The sequence below is a fragment of the Gryllotalpicola protaetiae genome (assembly GCF_003627055.1).
In the GTDB taxonomy this organism is placed as follows: domain Bacteria; phylum Actinomycetota; class Actinomycetes; order Actinomycetales; family Microbacteriaceae; genus Gryllotalpicola; species Gryllotalpicola protaetiae.
In genome coordinates this window covers 784,879-810,020 of record NZ_CP032624.1, presented here as the reverse complement: position 1 = coordinate 810,020, position 25,142 = coordinate 784,879, and the positions used below count along the sequence as shown (strand labels likewise).

At 70.5% G+C, this 25,142-nt stretch carries 24 protein-coding genes and 1 tRNA gene; 14 read left to right on the top strand and 11 right to left on the bottom strand.

Going from position 1 to position 25,142, the window contains the following annotated elements; translation table 11 throughout:
* The first annotated feature begins 24 nt into the window (after positions 1–24).
* Positions 25–1,617 carry a S53 family peptidase gene (locus D7I44_RS04010; protein ID WP_120788299.1) on the top strand — a complete coding sequence of 531 codons (1,593 nt, stop codon included), beginning with the start codon at positions 25–27 and terminating at the stop codon, positions 1,615–1,617.
* Positions 1,618–1,694: 77 nt separating this feature from the next.
* On the opposite strand, the gene D7I44_RS04005 is transcribed toward D7I44_RS04010, so the two are convergent.
* Entirely contained in the window at positions 1,695–2,426 is a 732-nt protein-coding gene (locus D7I44_RS04005; RefSeq protein ID WP_120788298.1) for a pyridoxamine 5'-phosphate oxidase family protein, read from the bottom strand.
* Positions 2,427–2,533: 107 nt separating this feature from the next.
* On the opposite strand from D7I44_RS04005, the gene pdxR reads away from it, so the two are divergent.
* The 3 genes from pdxR (at position 2,534) to D7I44_RS18030 (ending at position 8,078) form a co-directional block, all read left to right on the top strand.
* Entirely contained in the window at positions 2,534–3,889 is a 1,356-nt protein-coding gene (gene pdxR / locus D7I44_RS04000) for a MocR-like pyridoxine biosynthesis transcription factor PdxR (protein ID WP_162940044.1), read from the top strand.
* A 68-nt stretch (positions 3,890–3,957) separates the two neighbouring features.
* Positions 3,958–7,716: a DEAD/DEAH box helicase gene (locus tag D7I44_RS03995; RefSeq protein ID WP_425459321.1), complete on the top strand. Its 3,759-nt coding sequence runs from the start codon at positions 3,958–3,960 to the stop codon at positions 7,714–7,716.
* A gap of 185 nt (positions 7,717–7,901) precedes the next feature.
* Entirely contained in the window at positions 7,902–8,078 is a 177-nt protein-coding gene (locus D7I44_RS18030; protein WP_162940043.1) for a hypothetical protein, read from the top strand.
* A 25-nt stretch (positions 8,079–8,103) separates the two neighbouring features.
* Here D7I44_RS18030 and mscL read toward each other — a convergent pair whose 3' ends face one another.
* Genes mscL through D7I44_RS03980 form a run of 3 tightly spaced genes read right to left on the bottom strand, consistent with a single transcriptional unit; the run spans position 8,104 to position 9,477 of the window.
* On the bottom strand, positions 8,104–8,547 hold the full coding sequence (gene mscL, locus D7I44_RS03990; protein ID WP_120788296.1) for a large conductance mechanosensitive channel protein MscL: 444 nt from the start codon (positions 8,545–8,547) through the stop codon (positions 8,104–8,106).
* A gap of 58 nt (positions 8,548–8,605) precedes the next feature.
* Positions 8,606–8,824, bottom strand: a complete 219-nt coding sequence (locus D7I44_RS03985) for an FmdB family zinc ribbon protein (RefSeq protein ID WP_120788295.1) — start codon at positions 8,822–8,824, stop codon at positions 8,606–8,608.
* Between the two features lie 35 nt (positions 8,825–8,859).
* The gene (locus D7I44_RS03980; RefSeq protein ID WP_120788294.1) at positions 8,860–9,477 is read right to left on the bottom strand and encodes a 5-formyltetrahydrofolate cyclo-ligase; all 618 of its coding nucleotides are present in this window, start codon (positions 9,475–9,477) and stop codon (positions 8,860–8,862) included.
* Between the two features lie 56 nt (positions 9,478–9,533).
* Here D7I44_RS03980 and galU point away from each other — a divergent pair, with 56 nt between their 5' ends.
* From galU to D7I44_RS03965, 3 genes are all read left to right on the top strand, one after another.
* On the top strand, positions 9,534–10,499 hold the full coding sequence (gene galU, locus D7I44_RS03975; RefSeq protein WP_120788293.1) for a UTP--glucose-1-phosphate uridylyltransferase GalU: 966 nt from the start codon (positions 9,534–9,536) through the stop codon (positions 10,497–10,499).
* Between the two features lie 24 nt (positions 10,500–10,523).
* Entirely contained in the window at positions 10,524–11,180 is a 657-nt protein-coding gene (locus D7I44_RS03970) for a GNAT family N-acetyltransferase (RefSeq protein WP_120788292.1), read from the top strand.
* Between the two features lie 152 nt (positions 11,181–11,332).
* Positions 11,333–12,493, top strand: coding sequence for a hypothetical protein (locus tag D7I44_RS03965; RefSeq protein WP_120788291.1), 1,161 nt, complete (start codon positions 11,333–11,335; stop codon positions 12,491–12,493).
* A gap of 59 nt (positions 12,494–12,552) precedes the next feature.
* Here the strand turns inward: D7I44_RS03965 and D7I44_RS03960 are convergent, their stop codons facing one another.
* Positions 12,553–13,152, bottom strand: a complete 600-nt coding sequence (locus D7I44_RS03960; RefSeq protein ID WP_120788290.1) for a DoxX family protein — start codon at positions 13,150–13,152, stop codon at positions 12,553–12,555.
* Positions 13,153–13,286: 134 nt separating this feature from the next.
* Here D7I44_RS03960 and D7I44_RS03955 point away from each other — a divergent pair.
* Positions 13,287–13,362 (top strand) — tRNA-Ala (locus D7I44_RS03955).
* A 310-nt stretch (positions 13,363–13,672) separates the two neighbouring features.
* Here D7I44_RS03955 and D7I44_RS18455 read toward each other — a convergent pair.
* Positions 13,673–15,973, bottom strand: coding sequence for an FAD-dependent monooxygenase (locus tag D7I44_RS18455; protein ID WP_220093829.1), 2,301 nt, complete (start codon positions 15,971–15,973; stop codon positions 13,673–13,675).
* Positions 15,974–16,047: 74 nt separating this feature from the next.
* Between D7I44_RS18455 and D7I44_RS03940 the strand changes: the two genes are divergently transcribed.
* Positions 16,048–16,728 carry a TetR/AcrR family transcriptional regulator gene (locus D7I44_RS03940; protein WP_120788289.1) on the top strand — a complete coding sequence of 227 codons (681 nt, stop codon included), beginning with the start codon at positions 16,048–16,050 and terminating at the stop codon, positions 16,726–16,728.
* A 185-nt stretch (positions 16,729–16,913) separates the two neighbouring features.
* Here D7I44_RS03940 and D7I44_RS03935 read toward each other — a convergent pair whose 3' ends face one another.
* Entirely contained in the window at positions 16,914–17,471 is a 558-nt protein-coding gene (locus D7I44_RS03935) for a TetR/AcrR family transcriptional regulator (RefSeq protein ID WP_120788288.1), read from the bottom strand.
* 198 nt (positions 17,472–17,669) lie between these two features.
* Between D7I44_RS03935 and D7I44_RS03930 the strand changes: the two genes are divergently transcribed.
* Complete coding sequence (locus tag D7I44_RS03930) at positions 17,670–19,016, top strand: DHA2 family efflux MFS transporter permease subunit (RefSeq protein ID WP_245979994.1); 1,347 nt, start codon at positions 17,670–17,672, stop codon at positions 19,014–19,016.
* A gap of 128 nt (positions 19,017–19,144) precedes the next feature.
* Here D7I44_RS03930 and D7I44_RS03925 read toward each other — a convergent pair whose 3' ends face one another.
* Positions 19,145–19,735, bottom strand: a complete 591-nt coding sequence (locus D7I44_RS03925) for a carboxymuconolactone decarboxylase family protein (protein ID WP_120788286.1) — start codon at positions 19,733–19,735, stop codon at positions 19,145–19,147.
* 48 nt (positions 19,736–19,783) lie between these two features.
* On the opposite strand from D7I44_RS03925, the gene D7I44_RS03920 reads away from it, so the two are divergent.
* The 3 genes from D7I44_RS03920 to D7I44_RS03910 are packed head-to-tail and all read left to right on the top strand — an operon-like array spanning position 19,784 to position 21,643.
* Positions 19,784–20,971, top strand: coding sequence for an MFS transporter (locus tag D7I44_RS03920; RefSeq protein ID WP_120788285.1), 1,188 nt, complete (start codon positions 19,784–19,786; stop codon positions 20,969–20,971).
* 29 nt (positions 20,972–21,000) lie between these two features.
* Positions 21,001–21,192, top strand: coding sequence for a hypothetical protein (locus D7I44_RS03915; RefSeq protein WP_120788284.1), 192 nt, complete (start codon positions 21,001–21,003; stop codon positions 21,190–21,192).
* 37 nt (positions 21,193–21,229) lie between these two features.
* Complete coding sequence (locus D7I44_RS03910) at positions 21,230–21,643, top strand: hypothetical protein (protein ID WP_120788283.1); 414 nt, start codon at positions 21,230–21,232, stop codon at positions 21,641–21,643.
* Between the two features lie 25 nt (positions 21,644–21,668).
* On the opposite strand, the gene D7I44_RS03905 is transcribed toward D7I44_RS03910, so the two are convergent.
* Complete coding sequence (locus D7I44_RS03905) at positions 21,669–22,604, bottom strand: LLM class F420-dependent oxidoreductase (RefSeq protein ID WP_181445598.1); 936 nt, start codon at positions 22,602–22,604, stop codon at positions 21,669–21,671.
* Positions 22,605–22,687: 83 nt separating this feature from the next.
* Between D7I44_RS03905 and D7I44_RS03900 the strand changes: the two genes are divergently transcribed.
* The gene (locus tag D7I44_RS03900) at positions 22,688–23,611 is read left to right on the top strand and encodes a cation diffusion facilitator family transporter (RefSeq protein WP_120788281.1); all 924 of its coding nucleotides are present in this window, start codon (positions 22,688–22,690) and stop codon (positions 23,609–23,611) included.
* Between the two features lie 33 nt (positions 23,612–23,644).
* Here the strand turns inward: D7I44_RS03900 and D7I44_RS03895 are convergent, their stop codons facing one another.
* Complete coding sequence (locus tag D7I44_RS03895; protein WP_220093828.1) at positions 23,645–24,511, bottom strand: fructosamine kinase family protein; 867 nt, start codon at positions 24,509–24,511, stop codon at positions 23,645–23,647.
* Positions 24,508–25,098 carry a CG0192-related protein gene (locus D7I44_RS03890; protein ID WP_120788280.1) on the bottom strand — a complete coding sequence of 197 codons (591 nt, stop codon included), beginning with the start codon at positions 25,096–25,098 and terminating at the stop codon, positions 24,508–24,510. The genes D7I44_RS03895 and D7I44_RS03890 overlap by 4 nt, the downstream gene beginning before the upstream one ends.
* Positions 25,099–25,142 lie beyond the last annotated feature (44 nt).

The following is a 25,142-nucleotide window of genomic DNA, read 5'->3' as shown; positions in this document are numbered from 1 at the left end:
GCGGTCGCTGATAGGCAGGGTCCCATGACGAACTCTTCCGACCAGAGCCCGAACGCAGCCCCCGCGGGGCACACGCCTGTTCCCGGCAGCGACCGCGCGCCGGCCGCGCAGGTGAATGCGGTCAACCCGCCGGCCGGCGCGGGCCGGCACATCGAGGTGACCCTCGTGCTGCGACGCCGCAACGAGCTGCCGGAGTCGGTGCTGCGCGGCGAGCCGCTGTCGCCCGAGGAGTTCACCGAGAAGTACGGCGCGGACCCGGCCGATGTGGCGAAGGTCGAGCAGGCGCTCACCGCCCACGGGGTCGAGGTGCTGTCGGCCGACCTCGGCAGTCGCCGAGTGCGCGCCGCGGGAACGGTCGAGCAGCTGCAGAGCGCCTTCGACACGACGCTGCAGTGGGCCGAGAGCCAGGCGCCAGACGGCGGCACGGTCGCCCACTGGCACCGCACGGGCTCGCTGTCGGTCCCCGGTGACCTCGACGGCGTCGTGAACGCCGTGCTCGGCCTCGACACCCGGCCGCAGGCGCGCGCCAACTTCCGCGCCGTGCTGCCGAACGCGGTGTCGTCGAGCTACACGCCGGTGCAACTCGGCGCCGCGTACGGATTCCCGGAGGGAACAGACGGCACGGGGTGCACGGTGGCGATCATCGAACTCGGGGGCGGGTTCGAGGCATCCGACCTCGACACCTATTTCGCGGGGCTCGGCGTCGCATCGCCGGCGGTGACGGCGGTGAGCGTCGACGGCGCGCAGAACGAGCCGGGCGGCGACCCGAACGGCGCCGACGGCGAGGTCGCGCTCGACATCGAGGTGATCGGCGGGCTCGCGCCTGCGGCCGACATCCTGGTCTACTTCGCGCCCAATACGGACGCCGGCTTCGTCGACGCCGTCGCCCAGGCCGCGCACGCGACGCCCACCCCCGACGCGATCAGCATCAGCTGGGGTCAGAGCGAAGACCAGTGGACCGCGCAGGCGCGCCAGTCGATGGACGACGCGTTCTCCGACGCCGTCGCCCTCGGCATCACCGTCACCGTCGCCGCGGGCGACGACGGGTCGACCGATCGGCAGAGCGATGGGAAGCCGCACGTCGACTTCCCCGCATCGAGCCCCCACGCCCTCGCGTGTGGCGGCACCCGGCTCGAGCTGGATTCCTCGGGCAAGGTCACGTCCGAGACGGTCTGGAACGACGGCGGCGGGTCCGGCGCGACGGGCGGCGGCGTCAGCACCGCCTTTCCGCTGCCCGACTGGCAGCAGCCGGTCGACGTGCCCGGCGCCTCCGGCGGGAAGTCGGGCCGAGGTGTGCCCGATGTGGCGGCCGTCGCCGACCCCGAGACCGGCTACAGGGTGCGCGTCGACGGGAAAGACGCGGTGATCGGCGGCACCAGTGCGGTCGCGCCGCTGTGGGCTGCGCTCGTGGCGCGGCTCGTGCAGGCCTCGGGGCAGCCGATGGGGCTCGCGCAGAAGCTGCTCTACGCAGACGCGTCGGCAGGGAAGTCGCCGGCCGGCTTCCGCGACGTCACCTCGGGCTCGAACGGGTCGTACTCGGCCTCGGCCGGCTGGGACCCGTGCACCGGCCTCGGTGTGCCCGACGGCGAGGCGCTGCTGAAGCTGGTGAAGGGGTAGCCCGGGCGCGCCCGCTCGTGCGAGTGCGCCCGGTACTCCAGGCACACTCGCGACGAGTGGGCGCGGCTGTCGCGCCGCTATGCCGACGCGGGTGCGAGCTTCGCGATGAGAGCAGCGTCGCGGCCGGCGGCGCGCGCCTCGAGGGCCGCAGCAAGGGCGGTCACGTCGGCGGGCACGGGCACGCCGGCATCCGTCACCGCGCTTGTGATCGGGCTGCCTGCGCGCACCGCCAGCGGCAGGATGCCGGCCCAGACGCCGTGGTCCTCGCCGTCGTCGGTCGCCTCGCCGACGCCCTGGTGGCGCACCTTGACGCTGACCCGGTCGAGCGGCACCCGCAGCACCTGGGTCGCGGCGAGTTCTTTCGGCGTGATCTCGCGCACCCCGGCGCGGCGGCCCGGCATGAGATGGTCGCCGACGAGCCAGAGCGCCTCGAGACGCCGTTCGATCGGCACGACGCTCGCCCGGCCGTAGATCATCGCACTGCGGTAGTTCGCCGAGCTGTCGTTGAGCGAGCGGGCGTACACGAGACCGTCGAGGTGGGTGATCGTGGCGGAGACGGGCACGCCCGCCTCACCCGCGTCGAGGAAGAGGCCGCCGCCGGTCGAGCCGTGCAGCAGCAGCTGGCGACCGCGGCCGTCGCCGAGGTCGCCGACGCCGTAGAGGAAGGGCAGCACGATCGGCACCCCGTCACGCACCACGCCGACGTGGGCGATCTGCCCCTCCGCGAGGATCTCGTCGAGCACAGCGGGATCGTCGGTCTGGCGTTCGCGCTTGCGGTGGATGGTCAGGTTGGGGGAGGCGTCGTTCATGAGGTCACGGTAGGAGTCGGTGTGGTCTAGTGTTGAGTCCAATTCTGAACCTGACGAACGGACCAGTTTTGGAAGCAGGCTCAGCCGTCCGCACGAAGAGCGCTGGCGTGGCGGATTCTGTCCGCGCGATGATCCATGACGGGCGGCTGCGTGCCGGCGACGCCCTGCCCTCCACCCGCGCGCTCGCCGCGGAGCTCGGCATCGCACGTGGCACGGTCGTCGCCGCGTTCGAGCAGCTCGACGGCGAGGGCTACATCCACACCCGGCACGGTGCGGCCGCTCGGGTCGCGGCGACCCTCGCGGGGGTTCCTGCCCCGCATCCGGCCGCCGAGCTGCCTGCGCACCACCGCGCGGAAGCGAAGGCCGAGGGGCTCATCGATCTGCTGCCCGGGGTTCCCGCGTCCAACGCGATCGCCCGCCGCGACTGGCGGGCGGCCTGGCGGCACGCAGCCGCGGCGCCGATCGACGACGCGTACCCCGACCCGCTCGGCCTGGCCGCGCTGCGTGCCGAGGTGGCCAAGCAGTTGGGGTTCAGCCGCGGATTCGCGCCGGAGCTCGAGCGCGTCATCGTCACCGCCGGCACGCGCGAGGCGCTCTCCCTTGTCGTCGACGCACTCCCACCCGGCGCCCGTGTGGCCGTCGAGAACCCGGGCCACCGCGGCAGCCGGCAGCTGCTGTCCAATGCCGGGGCGCACGCCGTCCCCATCGGTCTCGACGAGCACGGACTTGTCCTCGACGAGCTGCGCGCCGCCCACGCGCGCGACGCGCTCGCCGCGGTGCTCGTGACCCCGAGCCACCAGTACCCCATGGGTACGGTGATGCCGATCGCTCGCCGTCACGAGCTGCTCGAATGGGCCTCGGGCGCCGGGGTGCTCGTGATCGAGGACGACTATGACAGCGAGTTCCGGCACCACGGCGCCCCGCTTCCGGCGCTGGCGGCCATCGATCCGTCCGGCGCGGTCGTGCTCCTGGGGACGTTCTCGAAGACGCTGAGCCCGGCGCTGCGCTGCGGCTACCTCGTGGTGCCCGAGCGCGCGCCGATCGCAGACGCGCTCCGCCAGGTGCGGACCGCGCACAGCAGCAGCGTCGCGACCCCCGTGCAGCACGCCGTCGCGTGGCTGATGTCGAGCGGCGCGCTGCGCAGGCACCTTGCCCGTCTGCGCCGCGACTACACGCACAAGAGGGCGATGGTGGCGGACGCCCTGGTCGGCCTCCCCGGCGTCACGATCGGCGGGCTCGCCGGCGGGCTCCACGCGCTCGTGCAGTGGGAAGGGGAGCGCGACGAGGCGTCGGTCGTGGCAGGCATCCGTCGTCGCGGTGTTGCGGTCGCTCCGCTCGCGCGGTACGTCGCTGACGGCAGCGGCCTGGAGACGCGCGGGCTCGTGCTCGGCTACGGGCCGGTCTCGGCGACGTCGCTTGGTCAGGCTCTGCCGATGATCGCTGCAGAATTGCGCCGCTCGTAGCGAAGAATGGCGCGAAACTCGGCCCCAGTTCCGCGGAAACGTGGGCCGCGCACCCTAGGGTGGGCCGCGTGTGGGGCATCGAGAGGAAGAGCGCGCCGGGTGGCGCGATGACCGATCCGGGGCCCGACCACGCCATGAACCCGCCCTCGCAGCAGGGTGCGACGCCGCACCAGCTCACGACGGGCGACCCCAACGTGCAGGTCGGCAACGTCGCAGAGCACGCGTGGACCAAATGGCGAGAAGAGCTCTCCGCGATCGGCGGCCCCTCGCCGCTGCTGCACTTCCCTGACGAACCGCGCACCCGCATCGACCTGGGCTCGGCTCACCCGGGCGGCATGCCGACCTTCATCACGGGCGAGCGCACCCTGCTGTCGAGCCTGATCCGCGACGACATCGCGCTGCGCAACGCCAGGCTCGCAGCCGGCGCGATCACCGAGAAGGGCATCGAGCTGCGCAGCGTGCGCGGCATCGAGGGCGTTCACCTCGCGATCGGCCTCGCCACCTGGCGCAACGGCCTCGACGAGTACCTCGCGCCGGTGCTGCTGCGGCCGCTCGCGATCCGCCGCTATGGCCGCGATTTCGAGCTGAAGCTGCGCGGCAAGCCGTTCCTCAACCCCGAGCTGGCACGTGCGCTGGGCGAGCAGTTCGGCATCCGCCTGAATTCTGATGAGCTCGTCGGCCTCGCGGCCTCGAACGGCGCGTTCAAACCGCAGCCGGTCATCGACAGGCTGCGGGCGCTCACCGCACAGCTCGCCTGGTTCCAGGTGCAGCCGCGCCTCGTCGTCTCGAGCTTCGCCGACGTCGCGGGCGCGATGACGGCCGATGCCGCCAGGCTCGGCCACCCTGTGCTCGACGCGCTCGCGGGCAACCAGGCCGCGCACCACCAGGTCGAAGGCGCCTATAGCCCCGCGCAAGTCGTCAGCCAGGACGCCCGGCCGCCGGCCGTCGACGCGCTGCTGCTCGACGCCGACGAGGAGCAGGACGCGGTCGTCGCCCAGATCGCTGCGGGCAACTCGCTGATCGTGAAGACGCTGCCCGGCACCGGCGGCACGCAGACCATCGTCAACGCGCTCGGCGCGCTGATCGCGCAGAACAAGCGCGTGCTCGTCGCGAGCCCGCGCCGCTCGAGCTTCGACGGCATCGCCGCGCGCCTCGCGAACGTCGGGCTCGGCGGCGTCGCCGTGCGGCCCGAGACGCTGCGCCGCGATCTGATCGCCTCGATCGGCCGCAACGAGAAGGCCGAGCAGCCGAAGGTCGCCGACGTCGACGACGCGCTCGTCCGGCTGCGCAAGGTGCTGCTCGACTACCGCGGCGGTCTCACGAGCAAGCATCCCGCGCTCGGCGTCAGCGTGCTCGATGCGCTCGAAGAGGTCGCGAACCTCGCACTGCTGCCCACACCGCCCTCGACCACCGCACGCCTCGACTACGACTCGCTGGTCGCGACCGCAGGCAGCCGCAAGGAGGCTGCGCAGACGCTGATCAAGGCGGCGCGGCTGGGCGAGTTCAAGTACGGGCCGGGGGATTCCCCGTGGTACGGCGCCCAGTTCCACACGCCCGCCGACGGCGAGGCCGCCCACGAACTCGCCAAGAAGCTGAACTCGATCGAGTTGCCGCGCCTCATCGACCGCGCCAAGAAGCTCGTCGCGACGACCAAGCTGCGCCCGTTCGAGAACATCGCAGAGCTCGGCGTCTACCTGCGCCTGCTCGCCGACCTGCGCGAGACCCTCGACCGCTTCCTGCCCGCCGTGTTCGACCGGCCGCTGACCGAGCTCATCACGGCGGTCTCCGGCCGCCGCGACTCCGGCATGAGCAACGGCGACCGTCGCCGGCTGCGCAAGCTCGCGCTCGAGTACGTGCGCCCGGGCGTGCACGTCGGCGACCTGCACGAGAGCCTGCTCAAGATCCAGCAGCAGCGCACGCTCTGGAACCGCTTCGCCGAGGCGGGCGCGCCGCCCGCTGTTCCCGTCGGCATCGCCGACGTGCAGGTGGCGTATCAGCGCGTGGCATCCGACCTGGCCAGCCTCGACGGGCCGCTCGCCCGTGCCGGCACGCCGGCATCGCTGACCGCGCTTCCGCTCGCCCAGCTGAGCTATCAGGTCGCCGGGCTCGCCGCAGAGAGCGAGGTGCTCGCGAACCTGCAGGAGCGCACCCAGCTCGTCGCCCAGCTGCGCGAGGTGAACCTCGACCCGCTGCTCGCCGACCTCTCAAGCCGCCACGTCGACGAGGCGCAGATCGCCGCAGAGCTCGAGCTCGCCTGGTGGCAGTCAGTGCTCGAGCACCTGCTCGGCAACGACAAGTCGTTGCTGGGCGGCAACACGAGCGTGCTCGACCGCCTCGAGGCGGACTTCCGTCTCGTCGATGAGGCGCATGCAGGGGCGCAGGGCCCGGCTCTCGCGTGGCAGCTCGCCGAGGCCTGGCGCATCGGCGTCGTGGACAACCCCGACGAGGCGAGCGCGCTCAAGCAGCTGCTGCGCACCGACAGGGCGACGCCGGCCGGGCTCATCGCGAACGCCCCGCGGCTCGCGCGCTCGCTCGCGCCCGTGTGGCTGGTCTCGCCGTACGAGGTCGGCAAGCTTCCCGATTCCCTCGAGTTCGACGCGGTCTTCCTGGTGGATGCCGGGGCGTGCACGCTGCCCGAGAACATCGGAGCCATTCGTCGCGCCCGTCAGCTGGTCGCGTTCGGCGACCCGGTGACACAGACGCCCGCGCCGTTCGAGACGGCTGTGCGGGCGGACGCCGCGGCCAGCCCCGTCGTCGCGCACGATGTCGACGCGCTCCACGCGAGCTCGACGCTCGCTCAGCTGTCCGAGCTGCTGCCGGTGTTCACGCTGACCCGCTCCTACCGCGCCGGCGGCGACGACCTCGCCGAGCTCGTGAACCGCCGCTTCTACGGCGGCAAGATCGAGGCGCTGCCGTGGGCTGGCACGTACCTCGGCCACGGCTCGCTCAACCTGCACGTCGTGAAGGAGGGCTTCGGCCTTCCCGACCCCGAGACCGGCGCCGTCGAGTCCGTCGATGCCGAGGTCGCGAAGGTCGTCGAGCTCGTCCTCGATCACGCGGTGAACCGGCCGCGCGAGTCGCTCATGGTGATCACGGCGTCCAGTCGGCACGCGGTGCGGGTGCATCAGGCGGTCATCCGCGCGTCGCAGAGCCGTCAGGAGCTCGCCGATTTCGTGCTCGCCGACCGCGCGGAGCCGTTCACGGTCGTCACCCTCGAGCAGGCGACGGCCCAGAGCCGCGACCGGGTGATCTTCTCGGTCGGCTACGGGCGCACCCCGCACGGCCGTCTGCTGTCGAACTTCGGGCCGCTCGCGGCACCCGGCGGCGAGCGGCTGCTCGCGGTGGGGCTCACGCGCGCCCGCCGTTCGATGGACATCGTCTCCTGCTTCCGCCCCGACGACGTCGACGACACCCGCCTGCCACACGGTGTGGTCGCGCTGTCGCATGTGCTCGGCGAGGCCGCCGACATGGATGCCTCACTGCCCGACGCCCCCGAGACCACAGAGCCGCTGCTCGTCGACCTGCGAACACGCCTCGAGCGCCGCGGGCTGTCGGTGCGCCTCGGCTACCGCGGTGCACTGCCGCTCGTCGCGTCGTATGCGGGGAAGGCCGTCGTCGTCGAGACCGACCAGATCGTCGGGCACGGGTCGCTGCGCGAGTCGCTGCGCCTGCGCCCCGAGCTGCTGCGCCGCCTCGGCTGGCACTACCTGCGCGTGCACAGCTTCGAGCTGTTCGCCGACCCCGAGGCGATCGCGGCGCGCGTCGCGCGCCTCATCGGTGCCGCACCCCCGCAGGACGCCGAGACCGCGCCCCTCGATCTGCCCTAGCGGTCGGCGGGTTAGACCCGCTGGGCTGTCCGATCGATCGTTGGGCGGTTCGCCGCAAGCGACCTCGAAGGTCCTTCGCGCGCACTTCGATGAGGACACCGTTTTTCGCGCCGATGCCACCATTGGTGCCCGGCCGCCACCATTGGTGTCCTCATCGAAATGGATCGGAAGGGACAATTGGAGGGATGAGCGAAGACGACGAGCGGAAGACTCGGCGGCACCGCCGCGTGACGACTCAGCCCGCCCCGGGTTCCGACCCTGCGCCGGCGCTTCCGCCACGCGCCGAGCACCCCGAAGAGAGCTCAGAGCGCAGCGACTCGAACGACGAGCGCCTCAAACGCGACGTGCCCCCGCACTGGTAGCGCAGGGGCACGGCGAAGGAAACCGCTAGAGCTGCGGCGGCTGGTTCTGCGCGCCGGTGGGAGCCTGCGCCTTGAGCAGGTCGCGGATCTCGGCGAGCAGCTCGATGTCGGTCGGTGCGGGCGGCTCGTCGGGGGCGCCGGCCTGCTTGCGGGCATCCAACCGCGCCTTGACATGGTTCATCGGCATGACCATGACGAAGTACACGACGGCGGCGACAGCGAGGAAGCTGATGATCGCGCCGATGACGGTGCCGAACATCAGGTTCGACGTGCCGCCTGACACCGTGGGAATCCCGACGACGAGCGCGTGATCGAGGCTCTTCGCGTTGAAGATCGCGCTGATGAGCGGGTTGATGATGCCGGTGACGATGGCGGTCACGACAGCCGTGAACGCGGCGCCGATCACAACGGCGACGGCAAGGTCGATGACATTGCCGCGCATGATGAAGTCTCTGAAGCCCTTGAGCACTATGCCCCCTTCGCGAACAGCCTGCGCCCGACGACCTTCTTGGTCGTTCACCTGCATATTAGGACTCGCTCGAGCTCGAGCCACTCGATGACGCGCTGCCGCTGCGCGAGTCGGTGCGGTAGAAGCCCGTGCCGTTGAAGGTCACGCCGGTGAGCCCGAACACCTTCCGCAGGGCGCCGCCGCAGCTGGGGCACGCGGTGAGCGTGCTGTCGCTGATCGACTGCACGATGTCGAAGGCGTGGCCGCATTCGGTGCACTTGTAGGAGTAAGTGGGCATGGTTCCTCGCGTTCTCGCATGCCGCGCTGCTTCCACTAGGCCTCGGGCAGACCCCAGGCCTTCGACCGCTTCGACAGCGGCACGATACGGCTCGGGGTCACGACCCCGTCCACTGGCTCGTCGTGCCGTTCGCGGGGTACCTCGTCAACCAGTTCGTCGTCGAACAGCACAGCAAATACCGGGGGCCATTTTCCCATGCTCCCGAGCATCTTGTCGAAATAGCCCTTGCCCCAGCCGAGGCGCATGCCAGAGCGGTCGACGGATGACGCCGGCACGAGGATCAGATCGACCTCGTCGATCGCCATCGGCCCGAGCAGCTCGCCTGCAGCCTCCGGCCAGCCGAGGTGGCTCACGATCTCGGTCTCGCCGTCGCCCGTCGTCCAGTCGAGCAGGCCGTCGATGCGGGAGATGGGGAGCAGGGTGCGGATGCCGGCCTCGCGCGCCCAGTTCAGAAAGGGTCGCGTGTTCGGCTCGGTCGGGGCGGAGAGGTAGGCCGACAGAGAGGTCGCCCTGAGGTCGCCGACGAGGGCCTTCAGCTGAGCGGTGAGCTGCTCCGTCTCGCGCTCCATCGTGACGAACGGCTTGTTGCGCCGTCTCTCCCGCAGCTCGGCACGCAGAGCGCGCTTGTGATTCGCGATCTCGTCTGCGGGCATGCCGACATCATAAGGACTGCTCTGTTACGGCCATTCGTCATCTGTAGTCTGACTTCATGGCGAAGTCCTCCATCACGAAAGCCGTAATCCCCGCTGCCGGTCTGGGAACGCGATTCCTGCCCGCGACCAAGGCGATGCCGAAGGAGATGCTTCCGGTGGTGGACACCCCGGCGATCCAGTACGTGGTGCAGGAGGCGGTGGATGCCGGGCTGCACGACGTGCTCCTCGTGACCGGCCGCAACAAGAACGCCCTCGAGAACCACTTCGACCGTGCCGCAGAGCTCGAGGCGTCCCTCGAGAAGAAGGGCGACGTCGACAAGCTGCGCAAGGTGAACTTCTCGACCGAGCTCGCGGACATCCACTACGTGCGCCAGGGTGACCCCAAGGGTCTCGGTCACGCGGTGCTGCGCGCCCGCCCCCACGTCGGCAACGAGTCGTTCGCAGTGCTCCTCGGCGACGACATCATCGACCAGCGCGACCCGCTGCTCGCGAAGATGCTCACCGTTGCGGAGAAGCAGCACACCAGCGTCGTGGCGCTTCTCGAGGTGGACCCGAGCCAGATCCACCTCTATGGTGCCGCGGCCGTCGAGACGACCGACGACCCGCAGGTCGTCAAGATCACCGGAATGGTCGAGAAGCCCAAGGCAGAGGACGCTCCGAGCAACTACGCCATCATCGGCCGGTACGTGCTGCGCCCGGAGATCTTCAACATCCTCGAGCACACGGCCCCCGGCAAGGGCGGCGAGATCCAGCTCACCGACGCGCTGCAGACCATGGCCGAGGGCCCCGACTGGATGGGCGGCGTGTACGGCGTGGTATTCCGCGGCCGTCGTTACGACACCGGCGACCGGCTCGACTACCTCAAGTCGATCGTGCGCATCGCCGCAGACCGCGAGGACCTCGGCCCCGACTTCCGCCACTGGCTGATCGAGTACGCGTCGGCGCTGCCCGAGCAGATCCCCGCGAACGAGGTCTTGCCCGACCCGAGCACGGGCACGATTCCTGTGATCCACAACGCCTGACCTCGCACCTATAACCTGATCGGCATGGCTCTGTTTCTGCCGACGCTGACGGACGGCCCGATCACGGTCCGGCCCGTCCGCGTCAGGGACGCGCGGTCGCTCGAGCGCGAGCTGCTCGACAACCGCGGGTGGCTGCGGCAGTGGGAGGCCACGAACCCGCACGGCCCCGGGGGGTTCGACACGCGCGCAAGCATCCGCGCCCTGCTGTCGAACGCGCGCGCAGGTCATGGCCTGCCGTTCCTCATGGACTACGAGGGGCAGCTTGCCGGGCAGCTGAACGTCTCGTCGATCACGTACGGCTCGCTGTCGAGCGCGACGATCGGCTACTGGGTGTCCGAGCGCTTCGCCGGCAAGAACATCACGCCGATCTCGGTCGCGCTCGTGACCGACTACTGCTTCTTCCAGCTCGGGCTGCACCGCATCGAGATCTGCATCAGGCCCGAGAACCGCCCGTCGCTGCGCGTGGTCGAGAAGCTCGGATTCCGGTACGAGGGGCTTCGGCGCCGGTACATCCACATCAACGGCGACTGGCGCGACCACTTCTGCTTCGCACTCGTCGTCGAAGAGGTCCGGCAGGGCGTGCTGCGGCGCTGGAAGGACGGCAGCGTGCCGGCGCTCGCGGCGGTGCGTCCGGAGGCCGATGTCCGCGCTGCGGCCCAGCAGCTGCCGGTGATCAAGTAGTGATCCTGCCTTCACAGCCGGTTGCCGACGATTCGGCGGCATGACGGCGAATCGGCGGTCGACTCGCGCCGGGCGAGGACCGGCGCGACAATAAGTAATGACACGCTTGTAATTAGCCAGGTGGGGCGGGGGATTCCTCATACCATCGGCCCATGGCGGACGGGAACCTGCTCGGGGGTGGCGTCGTCGTGGCGCTCGCTGCGGCGCTCTGGCTCGCCTACCTGATCCCGACGTGGCTGCGACGCCGCGAATACATGGCGACCGAGCGCAATGCCGTGCGGTTGCAACAGACGCTGCGCATTCTTGCCGAGGCAGCCGAGGTCCCTGAGGAGATTCACGTGGAGGCCAACGCCCGCGACATCGCGGAAACCCAGAAGGCCCTCCGCAAGGTGCAGCAGCGCGCTGTCATCGAGGCGAAGGAGCGCGCGGCCATCGCGGCGCGCGCCGAGGCGCAGCTGCTGGCGGAGAAGCAGGCGGCGGCCGACGCGGAAGCGCGTGCGGAGGCGCAGGCCTCCGCCCAGGCGCGCGCGTGGGCGGCCGCGGAGGCGCGCGCCCGCGTCGCCGCGACGCGCGAGCGCACCGAGGCGGCGGAGCGGAAGGCTCGGGCGGCCGGGGCTGTGCTGCCGGCGAACGTGGCGCGCGGCATCCGCCGCGGCCGTATCCTCTCGACCTGCGTGCTGGTGCTCGGAATCGTCGGCCTCGTCACAGGTGCGCTGACAGGCTGGGCGATCGCACCGCTCGCGATCGGCGCGGCATTGCTCGTGGGCGCGCTCGCCGCGTTGGGCAGGCTTGCGAAGCGGGTGGCGGATGCCCGCCGTGCGACGCGTTCCGTCGCGCGCGGGGGCGTCGCGGGTGCCGCACTGTACGACCACGCCGACTACGAGGTCGCGGAGGCTGAGTACGAGGAGATCGAGGTGGCGGCCGCCGTGCCGTGGACCCCGCAGCCGCTGCCGCGCCCGCTGCACCTCTCGCGCGGCACCGTGGCCGCGGCCACGATGGCGTCGATCTCTGCGGCGGCCGAGCTGCGCCGCGCGGCCGGGAAGGCAGAGCTCGAGGAGCGCGCAGCGGCACTCGCCGCGCAGCGCGGTCCGCAGATCGCGACTCTTGTTTCACAGCCGGCTGCCTCTGCGGAGGACGGCCGTGCCGGCGTGCTCGGCGGCCACCTCGGCACGGATGCCGCGCCTGTTCCGGTGGCTCAGCCTGCGGCATCCGCCGCGCCCGACCCCCGCTATGCACGCATGGGAATCGTCGGCGACTCCGACTCGCCGTCGCTGAACCTCGACGAAGCGCTGCGCCGCCGCCGCGCCGTCTGACACACAACAGCGCTGAGGCCCGGACCCTTACGGGTTCCGGGCCTCAGCGCTGTTGAGGTTCAGGCGAGCCAGCGCTGCGCGCGCACCACGGGCAGCCGCTTCCACTGACGGCCGAGCCCCCAGGTGTCACCGGCCGAGACGGCTGCGACGACGATCAGGGCCAGCGCGTAGATGATGTGGTAGTCGACGAGCGGGTTGGTCGAGGCGGCGTTCGCCCCGAACGGCCACTCCGCGAGGTACATCAGCAGCATGACGACGCTGCCGGCCACGGCGCTCACGCGCAGCCCGATGCCCGCCATCACCGCGATGCCGATGCCGAGCATCGCCGCCATGAACAGCCAGTCGGTCGCGGGGCTCGCGATCGCGGCGAAGGTGCCCTTGAGCGGGCCGACGACCGCGTCGCTGTTGAGGAAGCCCTGGCTGGGCGCTCCGCCGTTGATCCAGGCGCGGGCGGCCGGCGTCGAGAATCCGAGGCCGAAGGTCTTGTCGAGGAAGGCCCACAGGAAGATGAAGCCGGTTGCAAGGCGCAGCACCGCGAGGGCGCGGCGTCCGGCCGCGCTGGTGACGATCTGTGCCTCGTCGCGCACGGCGGCGCGAGTGCGGGCAGGGGTGGCTGTGGCGGGGGCGTGCAGCGTGTGCGCGGCGGTTGCGGTGGTCATCAGGGTCGCCTTTCCATCGGCGGAACTAGTATCTATATCGCACTGAACGCTACTCTCGCGGCGGTTCCGCAACAGGGCCGTAAGTCCCGCGGTCAAGTCGGCCGTTTTCGCCGTGATATCGTTGACGAGCACTTGGGCCCTTGGCGCAGTTGGTAGCGCGTCTCGTTCGCAATGAGAAGGTCAGGGGTTCGAATCCCCTAGGGTCCACCAAAAATGTCCCGATCAGAAGTTATTTCTGGTCGGGGCTTCTGCTTTCCGCGGGCTTTCGTCGCCCCTGAACCGCCCTGTCGCCCATTCCCAGCTGCATGCGAGGCTGACAGCGCCCTCGCCGGGAGCGCTCGTTGGTTCTTGATCGTGTAGTGCGCAGCAGGCGCGCGCCCAGGAGCGATCCGCCGATGCCACCGGCGGCGATCAGCATGCCGCCGACACCGAAAAGGCCGGACAGGGCACCGCCGAGCACCCCTACGAGCAGGAGGGCGAGAGCGCGAGAAGCAGTCATGCGCAGACCTGCGCCGGCCGCTCAGACGTGCAGCCGGTCAAGGGCCTCGATCATCGTCTGGGCCAGGCGCTTGGACCCGTTGATGTTCGGATGCGTGTCATCGGGTGCCGCATACTCGGGCTGTAGGCGGATCGGATCACTGGCGGAACGGATTGCGGCGTCGAAGTCAGCGCACTCGTGACCGGAGGTGCGGATCCACTCGTTCAGTCCCTGGCGGAGAGCCTCGCGGTTCGCGTCGACGCGCAGCTCCGGGGCGAGTGGCGTGATGGTCGCGAGGATCACCGTCATCCCTGCCTCCTCGGCGCGGTCGATGAGCTCCTGGTAGCCGGCGATCAGCTGCTCGAGCGTCGGCATCTCGTCGATGGAGGTCACACGCCCGGGCAGACCCCAGTCGTTGCTGTTGTAGGCGATGACGAGGTGCGTGGCCCCGTAAGTGCCGAGCACGTCGTCGTCGAACCGAGTGAGGCCGGCCAAGCCCCAGGAGGGGGTCTGCGGCGGAGCGTCGAGGCGGACGCGGTTTCCGGAGATGCCGCGGTTGACGATGGCGATGCGGGCGTCGGCTGGGAGGAGGTCTGCGGCATACTGCGGCCAGCCCATCGCGGTGCTGGAGCCGCCGAAGGCGACGAGAACGGCGCGCGGCTCGGCACCGGCGACCTCGATGGTGCGCAGAAACGGGCCGCCGGCCGGCAGAGACCAGCCGGTGCCGTCGAGCTCCACCTCCGGCTCATCCGTCGTGTTGGGGGCCGGGAACTCGCGGGAGTCGTCGATCGCCTCCGGTGCTGACCCCTCCAGCGGGAACGGGACGGCTCCCGTGTGCTCTCCGGGAAGGGAGCGGTCGTAGCGGAACCCGGCTGCGGTCGCATAGGGGGTGGGCTCGGGAAGGTACACGTCGACGATCACGTCGTCGCCGTGCCGCACGGGCAGCTCCACCGGATCGGTCCACATCGCCATACCGGCCGGGATCTCCACTGACGACCGGCCGCTGAAGGTGGCCGGGACGATGCGATCGCCGACGCCGATCGCCGCACGGCCGATGCGCACGGGGCCGTCAGCGAATCGGTTGCTGAGCTGCGCCCGCGCGTGGCTGCCGCCGAAGCTGGCCGGGAGCGTCATGCGCACGGTGACGTCGTCGAAGTCGGGCTCGTCGCCCTCGCCGCGGTAATCGGAGACGGCCTGGCCCCAGGTCGGCACCCAGTCCATGCCATGGCCGCCGAGGAACTCGATGAACTGATACGGCGCACGAGCTCCCAGGCACAGGTCCTGGATCATGCGCGCGCCGACGGCCTCGGCCTGGCTGCGGGCGAACATCGCCTTCTCGAAGCCTTCCAGCGCCGTCTCGATGTTCTCCGGGTTCGCCGCCAGCGCGAGCGCGAGCTCGGCACCGTCGAGCATGGCGAGGTTCGCTCCTTCACCCGACGGGGGCATCAGATGCGCGGCGTCCCCGATGAGCGTCACGCCCGGCACGCGCTCCCAGCTGTGGTCGTGTGGCAGGGCGTGGATCAGGCGCGCAACCGGCGGCGTCTGACCGTCGGTGATGAGCGCGCGCAGCTCAGGCGCCCACCCCTCGAACTCGGCCGCAATCCGGGCCGAGGACGTGGTGGCGTCGGAGAAGTCGATCTGCGCAAACCACTCCTCGGGCCGGGCGAGCTCGACGTAGGTGTGGATCACGCCTCCGGCCTCGCGGTGCGCGGTGATCCCCTTTCCGGGCACAAGCGAGTACATGACGCCGGCCCCGACAGCGGCCGCCGTCGCCGCGTGACGCTCCTCGACGTCGTAGAGATACGTCTCGACGAAGGCCATCCCGGCGTACGCCGGCGATGCGGCGGACAGCAGCGGCCGCACCTTCGACCAGGCGCCATCCGCGCCCACGAGAAGTTCGGCGGTCACCGTCGAGCCGTCGCTGAAGCGCAGCTCGTGGCGTCCACCGGCCAGGCTGGTCACCGTGGTGAGTTTGTGCCCCCACCGCACCGTCCCATCCGGCAGGGAGTCCAGGAGCAGACGTCGCAGATCCCCGCGCAGCGCCTCCGGGCGTCCGCCCGTGCCCTCGTCGATCTCCTCGAACAGGAGCGTGCCATCCCCGTCCAGGATCCGGGTCGCCTCGGCGCCCTCGTGGATGATCGCTCGGAACTCCTCGGTGAGACCCGCGGCCGCCAGAGCTGCCTGCCCGGTGCTCTCGTGGATGTCGAGCTGGCCGCCTTGCGTGCGAGCCTCCTCAGAAGCATCCCCCTCATAGACCGTCGCCGGAATCCCATGCAGATGCAGGACCCGCGCGAGGGTCAGACCCCCCAGGCCCGCCCCGATGATCGTCACTGGTGTCGTCACGTCACTCCCTTCCGATTGGTACGGTGTGCCAGAACATTGTGGTACGACGTACCAGAATGTGTCAAGATGGAGGCATGACCGCCACAGCCCGTCCCGCTGGGGCTCGAGCAGCCGGGCTCACCCGCGACCAGATCATCGATGCTGCGATCGAGCTGCTCGACGACTCCGGCGACGCCGGCCTCACCTTCCGCGCTCTCGCGCTCAAGCTGCACACCGGCCATGGGGCGATCCAGTGGCACGTCACGAACAAGTCCGAGCTCCTCGTGGCCGCCACCGTCGCTACTCTCACCCGCGCTCTGACCGAGCCGGTGCCGGACGCGTCACCTCGCGAGATCATCCGTGCCATCGGCCTTGGCGTCTTCACCGCGATCGAGGCTCATCCCTGGCTCGGCAGCCAGCTGTTCGCGACCCCGTGGCAGTCGGCCATGGTCCAGCTGTGGGAGCAGATCGGACGTCCGGTCGAGGCGCTCGGCGTCCCCTCCGACGCGCTCTTCACCGCCGTCTCGACGCTCGTGAACTACATCGTCGGCGTCGGAAGTCAGAACGCAGTGAACACGCATATCCTCGCCGCTGGCGCCGACCGAGAGACGTTTCTCAACACCGTCGCGGACCGCTGGGAGAGCTTCGATCTTCGCGAAGGCTCACTCATCAGCCGGCTGGCCGCCCAGCTGCGCGTCCACGGCGACCGTGAGGAATTCCTCGCCGGGATCGACATCATCCTCGCGGGACTCGAAGCGACCTACCGACCAGCGTGAACTGTCGACCTCGGCGACGCGTGACTGCGCCGCGTCTTCCCGACGGCGTGCGCCCTATCGACAATCATTCACGGCACCGACTTGCCGGGAAACGCGACAACCGCAGCTCCGGACTTGCGTAGTCAGGCTCGACGGGCGACGGTGTCGTCCTCGGAGAGGCTCGATTCTGGATGCTCAGCACTCCGTCACGTACCGCGCTGCCGCAGCCCGGCGAGTGCCGCGTCGAGGAGCGGCTGTCGGTATTCGGCCGTGCCGGGGATCTTCGCGATGGCGACGACGAGATCGAGGATCTGGTCGAGACCGACGTTCTCGGCGATCCGGTGCGCCTCCTGGGCAGCGGAGAGCAGCGGCTGTCCGGCGGCGAGCATTCGGCTGCGAGTGTCGAAAACGGGGTTGGTTCTGTCCGTGTGCTCCACCAAGGCGATGACGACCGGTCGTTTCGTGGAGACGTACTGGAAGAACCGGCGCAGCCAGGCCGTGAGTCGCTCCTCCGGGCTGTCGCCCTCGACCGCGGCGGCGGCGGCGCAGACCTCGTCGACCTCGTCGACCAAAAGCGCTTCCAGGAGTTCGCGGCGGCTCGCGAAATTGCGGTAGAGCGTCGCCATGCCGACCTCTGATCTCCGGGCCACTTCCGCCATCGAGGTCTCCGTCCCGGTCTCGGCGAACGCGGCGCGCGCCGCATCGAGGATCCGCTGGCGGTTGCGGGCGGCGTCGGCCCGTTTGGAGGTCGGGCGGTCGGTCATTCGGGCATCCTTGCTTAAGTGGATAGGGTATCCGTATAGTGATGTGAACACCCTATCCGTTTCTATCGGAGACTCTACCGAACCTGCTAGAGGAACGCCATGAGCACATCACGCATCCCGGCGCCGGCCACAACTTCCGGCGAGTCACGTCCTGTTCGCCGTTGGCTGGTGCTGGCGATCTGCTGTCTCAGCGTGGGCGTGACCGGTATCAATCTCACGATCGTCAATGTCGCACTGCCGTCGATCGGCCGGGACCTGCATGCCTCGGTCAGCAGCCTGCAGTGGGTGGTCTCCACCTACTCCCTGGTCATGGCCTGCCTGCTCCTGTTGTCCGGGTCGATGGCAGACCGCTTCGGCCGCAGGAGGATGTTCCAACTCGGCCTGGTGCTGTTCGCCCTCGGTTCCGCGTTGTGCGGGCTCGCGCCCAACGTCGGATGGCTGATCTTCTTCGTCGGAGTGCAAGCGGTGGGCGGATCGATGCTCAACCCGGTCGCGATGTCGATCATCGTGAGCGTCTTCACCGACCGCGCCGAACGGGCGCGAGCGATCGGAGTATGGGGGTCGGTGATCGGGATCACCATCGCGGTCGGTCCCGTGCTGGGCGGCGTGCTGGTCAGCGGCCTCGGCTGGCGGTCGGTGTTCTGGATCAGCGTCGTGATCGGAATCGTCGCCGTCATCCTCTCCCTGCGGTTCGTCCCGGAGTCCAGGGCCGCCCGAGCCCGCGCCTTCGACCCGTTCGGCCAGACGCTGATCATCGTCCTGTTCGCGTCGATCATCGCTGCGACGATCGAGGGCCCGCGCCGCGGCTGGGCTGACCCCTGGATCATCGGGCTGTTCGTGCTCGCCGCCCTGGCCTTCGTCGGGATGCTTCTCATCGAGCCCCGTCGATCAGAGCCGCTGATCGACCTGCGGTTCTTCCGCAGCCTTCCGTTCTCTGGCGCGAACGTGATCTCCATGGTGATGACCGCCGGTCTCGGCGGATTCCTGTTCCTCACCACCCTCTACCTGCAGGACGTCCGCCATGTGACCCCCCTGCGAGCTGGGCTGATGATCATCCCGATGGCCGTGGGCCAGGCCGTTGCCGCCAATCTCTCCGGCCGGCTCGTCGCCTCGCGCGGCGACCGCCTTCCGCTGACCTTGGGCGGCGCTCTCCTCGCTATCGGCGCTTTCCTGCTCGTCCCCCTGACTGCGCACACCGAGATCGCCTACCTGCTGGCGGCCTACGCCGTCTTCGGCCTCGGCGTCGGCATGATCAGCCCGCCGGTCAGCCACACCGCCGTCTCGGGGATGCCCCTCGACCAGGTCGGCGTCGCCGGGGCTCTCGCGGCCAGCGCCCGTCAGTTCGGCAGCGCCATCGGCGTCGCCGTCACCGGATCGCTTGTGGCCGGCACCGGGACCGGCTTCATCGACTCGAGTCACACCGCATGGATCGTTCTCGGAAGCTGCGGACTCCTCGTGCTGGTGTTGGCTCTCGCCTCCACTAGCGGCCGGGCCAAAGCCGCCGCAGCCCGCAACGGCGAACGCCTCGCCATGCGGCTCGGTTGAGCGGCGCCGTCCCCATGGCTTCGCTCGGCTCTGCCGACGGGTCCTGGCCTCAGGCACCCCTCTGACATCCCTGACCGCGAAACCACGAGAGCAGCGGGCCCCGTGCGCACTGACGCCGTCAGTCACCGTCAGTCGTCGGCAGGCGCGCGACCGACGACCATCGCCGTGCGTACCTCGGGGGCGAAGGTCGCGGCGGTCTGTGCGTCGAGTCGCGCGCCGAGCGCGTCGAGGACCCGGGCGAAGAATGAGCGAGCGGCGGCGGCGAAGACGATGTCCGCGATGTCGGCATCGCTCAGGCCGACGGCGCGCACGGCATCCACATCTGCTTGCTCGACGGATGCCGCGTCGCGCGCGACCTTCGCAGAGAACGTGTAGACCGCCTGATCGACGGCGTCGAGCCCGGCGCCACTGGGGTCGCCGGCGATCGCGAGCATCGCCTGCTCGTCGCCGCAGACGTCGCGCAGGAAGCCCGAATGGGCCGCGGTGCAGTAGGTGGACCGCAACTCCCGAGCGGCCGCGATGGTCGCGATCTCGAAGCGGCGCCGGTCCATGCCGTCGCGGACGGCGTGGTTCATGGCGTTCCAGGCCGCGGCGACGTCGGGCCGCGTCGAGAACGCCGGCGCGTAGTTCGGCAGGAAGCCCCACGCGGCGCGCTGCTTGGTGTAGTACTCGGCGAGATCGCCGGTGGCGCTGTCTTCGGGAACGGTCGCGATGAACACGAGCGCATCGTACGGCCGTGCGGATGCCGTCGAATAGGGTCGAATCAGATGAGTTCTGCACAGCGCGCCGCCTGGCTGCGCCCCGCCGTCGCGATTTTCATCGTCGGCTGGGGCGCCAACATGTTCGTGCCGATGCTCGACGTCTATCGGGGTGCGCTCAGCGATGTCCAGGTCGACGGGCTGTTCGGCGCCTACGCACTCGGGCTGATTCCGGCGCTGCTCGTCGTCGCCCCGATCTCCGACCGGTGGGGGCGGCGGGCGGTGCTGCGCCCCGTTGTGCTGCTCTCGGCGGTCGGGTCGCTGCTGCTCATGCTCGCCGGCGACTCGTTCACGGGGCTGCTCATCGGGCGCATCGTCGTCGGCGTCGCGGCCGGCGCCGCCTTCGGGCCGGGCACGGCGTGGGTCAAAGAGCTCTCAGAGCGTGACGGCCGAGGCGCAGCAGGTGCTCGCCGTGCCGCGATCGCGCTCACGGCGGGATTCGCGGTCGGGCCGCTGATCTCCGGCATCCTCGCGCAGTGGCTGCCGTTGCCGGAGCGCACACCGTATGCCGTACAGATCGTGCTCGCGCTCGTGGTCGCCGCGTACGTGTGGATCACGCCCGAGACCGTGGACTCGGCCAGGCGACCGAGCGGGCCGGGCGGTGAACGCGGCCGGCTCGGCGCCGCCCTCTCGGGCCGCGTCTTCCTCGCCGCGATCCTGCCGACGGCGCCCTGGGTGTTCGGCGCCGCCTCGGCGTCGCTCGCCGCGCTGCCCGCCCAGGTCAAGCTCGACGGCTTCGACGAAGTCGCGAGCGGAGTCGTCGCGATCGTGACGCTCGGCACCGGCATCCTGATCCAGCCGTGGGCGCGCAGCCTCGCACAGCGTTCGCGACCCGCACCGTTCCGTGTCGGAATGGGCGCGGCCGTGCTCGGCCTGCTGCTCGGCGCGGCCACCGCGGCCACTCACTCGGCCCTTCTGCTGGCGCCGACGGCGGTCGCGCTCGGCGCGGCCTACGGCCTGCTGCTCGTGAGCGGCCTCGGGGTCGTCGAAGAGCTTGCACCGCCTGGCGCGCTGGCGGCGCTGACCGGCATCTTCTACAGCGTCACCTACGTCGGCTTCGCGTTCCCGCTGCTCGACAGCCTGTTCGCGCCCGTCGTCACCGGGCCCGGCGCGTTCCTCATCGCCGCCGCGATCGCTGGGGCTGCGTTCTTCGGGCTCGCGGTCGCGTGGAAGCCGCGGAGAGCGGCGCGCGAATAGGAAAGCAGGTTTGGGGAACCGGAGCAGACATGCGAAAGTTCTTCACCCTGCTGATACTCGGCGTCATCGCCTTCATCGCGTACACCTACGGCGCAAAGGCTGGGCGCGGCCGCTACCGCGAGATCCAGGCCGGCCTGGACGCGCTCTGGAACGATCCGCGCGTGAAGAAGGCGCGCAAGCAGGCGGTCAAGCGCGCCGAGAAAGCCGCAAGGTCGCTGTAACCAGGCGCACCCGATCTCGAGACGAGGAGTGATCGATATGGCTGAACTGAACGACGACGCCGCGCAGAACCGGCTGAACTCCGCCGGCGACGGCACCCACGCAGCGGTCGACAAGGCTGCCGATGCCGCGACGGACAAGATCGACGCGGCGTCGAGTGCGGCCTCGGATGCGGTCGAGACCGCGGCTGGCGCCGTGCACGACACCGTCGAAGATGTGCGCCGCAACGCGTCTCACGCGGCGAGCACCGCGACCCGCACGGTCAACGGCGCCGTCGACGAGGCGCGTCGCAACGCCGCGCAGGGGGCGAACCAGATCGCGGGATCGGCGGCCGGTGCGCGCGACACCGCCATCGGCACCGTGCAGGACCGGCCGGTGGAATCCGTCGCGCTGGTCGCGGCCGTGGCTGCGGCGATCGGATTCCTGATCGGAGTGGTCGTCGGCCGACGTTGACGCCGCCGGCCGACGACCGCCGGCGTCAGCGCACGAGCGGCGCGAGGGCCTCGCCGAGAGCCGAGACCACACCCGGCACGTGCCCGTTCGTGGGCGCGTTCACGATGATGCCGTCGACGCCCGCGCCGATGATGTCGTTCCCGATGCGCTCGGCGAGCACCTCGGCGGTGCCGACGAAGGCGCGGCTGCGCCGGTCCTCCGGAATGCGGGCCAGCACGGCATCCGCCTCTGCCTGGCTCTCGACGAGCGCCACGCTCGCGAGGTAGCTGGTCGGCAGCGTGGCGGGGTCGCGGTCGATCTCCTCCGCACGCTGCTTCAGCACCTGCAGTTTGCGGGGCAGATCGTCGATCGGCGCGATGATGTTCATGTGGTCGGCGAAGCGGGCCGCGAGGCGGAAGGTCTTCCGCTCGCCCTGGCCGCCCAGCATGATCGGGATGCTGTCGCGGAAGCGCGGCACGTTCATCGCCCCATGCACGCGGTACCACTTGCCGGTGAACTCGGGCCGCTCGTCGCGCAGCATCGGGTGGATGATCTGCAGCGCCTCGTCGAGCTTCTCGAACCGCTCGGTGAAGGTGTCGAAGTCGAAGCCGAGCTGCTCGTGCTCGAGCTCGAACCAGCCGGCCCCGATGCCGAGGATGGCGCGGCCGTGGCTGATCACGTCGAGGGTGCTCACCGTCTTGGCGAGCGCCGCGGGGTTGCGGTAGGTGTTGCCCGTCACGAGCGCGGACAATTGGATGGTGCTGGTGGACGCCGCGAGCGCCGCCAGCGTCGAGTAGGCCTCCATCATCGGCTGGTCGGGAGTGCCGATGCCGGGAAGCTGGTAGAAGTGGTCCATCACGAGGACCGTGTCGAAGCCGCTGGCCTCTGCCTCGAGCGCCTGGGCCTTGACGGTGTCGAAGAGCGTCTCGACGCCGCCGGGGTAGGTGAAGTTGGGAATCTGGTAACCGAGTGAGATCGTCACGACCTCGACGCTACGCCTCTCCGGCAGAAGCGGATAGTTCTCCGCTCCCATCGCCCGCTGCGCCGACCCGCGATGATAGTCGTGTGAGCCACGACCACGATCACGCAGGCCAGGGCGGCGGTGCCAGCCGCCGCCGGCTGGCGATCGCGTTCGCGATCACCTGCGTCATCCTGATCGCGCAGATCGTGGGCGCGGCGATCACCGGATCGCTCGCGTTGATCGTCGACGCCGGGCATGTGCTGACGGATGCCGGGGGATTGGCCATGGCTCTGCTCGCCGCCTCGCTCGCGACGAGGCCCGCGACGAGTCGCCGCACCTGGGGCTACGCGCGCGCCGAGGTGCTCGCCGCGACGGCGCAGGCCGCCGTGCTGCTCGGGGTCGGGCTGTTCGTGCTCGTCGAGGGCGTGCACCGACTGATCGACCCGCCGCCGATCGCAGCGGGCGGCCTGCTGATCTTCGGCGTCATCGGACTCGCCGGCAATGCGATCGCGATCGCGGTGCTGCTGGGTGCCCGACGGGCGAACTTCAACCTGCGCGCCGCGTTCCTCGAGGTGGTGAACGACGCGCTCGGCTCGCTCGGGGTGATCGTGGCGGCCATTGTCATTGCGACGACCGGGTGGCTGCGCGCCGACGCGGCGGCGGCGATCCTGATCGGCATCCTGATCCTGCCGCGCGCCTTCCGGCTGCTGCGGCAGACGGTCGACGTGCTGCTCGAGTCGGCGCCGGCCGGGCTCGACCTCGACGAGGTGCGCGCGCACCTGCTCGGCGTCGAGCACGTGCGGCAGGTGCACGACCTGCACGCGAGCCAGATCGCCACCGGGCTGCCGGTGCTGAGCGCGCACGTCACGGTCGACGCGCAGTGCTTCCGCGACGGGCACACGCCGCAGATCCTCGACCAGCTGCAGGAGTGCGTCGCCCAGCACTTCCCGGTGAGCGTCGAGCACTCGACGTTCCAGCTCGAGCCGGCCGCCCACCAGCGGCATGAGCACACGCCGCACGGCGGCTGAGGCGGCGGGGCCGCCAGGGTGCCGGGCGCCCGGCTACGCGTAGTCGCGGATGACGGCTCTGATCTTCGGCACGCGCTCGGGGTCCGGCCCGAACGTCGCGACCATCGATAGCCACTCGCGCAGATGCAGGATGCGCGCGTGCTCGCGCCAGTCGGGGTGGAGAGGGCGCAACTCCTGATAGGCGGCGAAGAAGCTGTCGGGAACGTCGCCCTCGAAGAGCATCATCGCGACATCGACCTCCGGCCACACGTAGCTCACGGCAGGATCAATGAACACCGGCTCCCCGGCGTTTCCCGCGATCAGGTTGTTGCGCCACAGATCGCCGTGGGTGAGCGACGCACCGGTGTCGGGCACGAGCTCCCGCAGCTTCGCGCAGACGCGCTCGAGGCCCGCCCGGTCGTCCGCATCGAGGGCGGCCTCGGCCCCCGGCTTGTCGAGGAAGCTCAGAATGCGGTTCTCGGCGAAGAAGCGGTGGCCGTCGGCATCCCACGTGTTGCGCTGCCGGAATCGCCCGAGCCAGCCGTCCCGCTGCCACCCGAAGCGCTCGCTGCGCACGGCGTGCAGGCGGGCGACGGCACGCCCGGCATCCGCCCAGAACCGGGCGTCGCCGGGCGGCAGCTCGCCGGTGCCGACCGCTTCGAGCACCAGTGCGCGCGGCGAGAAGGTGACCACCCGCGGGGTCGCGAGGCCGCCCTGCGCGCTCAGCGCCGCGAGGCCCTCCGCCTCGATCTCGCTGAGATCGGGTTGCGTCTCGCGTGCGACCTTGACCACGACCTCGCGGCCATCGTCGAGCTCGCACCACCACACCGGGTTGGCCGAGCCGCCGGCCACAGGGCGGGCGCTGCGCACGACCAGACCGTCGGGCAGCAGCGCCGGGTCGAACGCCTCGACCTCGGTCACGCGGCGCGCACGACCGCGAGCAGGACCGGCTCGCTCTGGCCGGGCCAGGTTCCGGTCAGATGCGGGGCGGATGCCGCATCCGCGCCGCCGTCGAGCACGCGCACCACCTCGATCGCGAGGTCCGCGAGCTCGCGCACCGGCGCGCCCGCCTCGCCGCTGCCGTGCACGTGCGCCGTCGACGGGATCGGAACGGGGCCGTCGGGGCCGTCGCGGTGCTGCTCGACCTCGGCGCCGCCCTGCAGCGCCGCGCGCGCGAGCTCACTCAGATAGACGGGGTCGCCGAGTCCGTCGTAGACCCATCGCGTGCCGAGCACCGAGTGCTCGAGGGTTCCGATCAGCCACTCGTCGGCGCCCGCGAGCGGCGCGCCGCGGTAGGTCAGCGGCACCTGCAGCGGCGCCGCGCCGGGAACACGCACGATCAGCGTCTCGACACCGACCTCGCCCTCGGGGTCGTCGAAGCGGAACGCGCCGATGCGTCGGGGCTCGACAGCCTCGGCACCGGCGGGGAACCACGGCTGCCGTGGCAGCCACCCCGTCAGCAGCTCGGTCTTCGTCGGCGTGAGCGTCGCGTCGTGGATGATCGCCATGCCTCGACGCTAGTGCGTCGGGCCCGAGCCCACCGTGCGGGCTC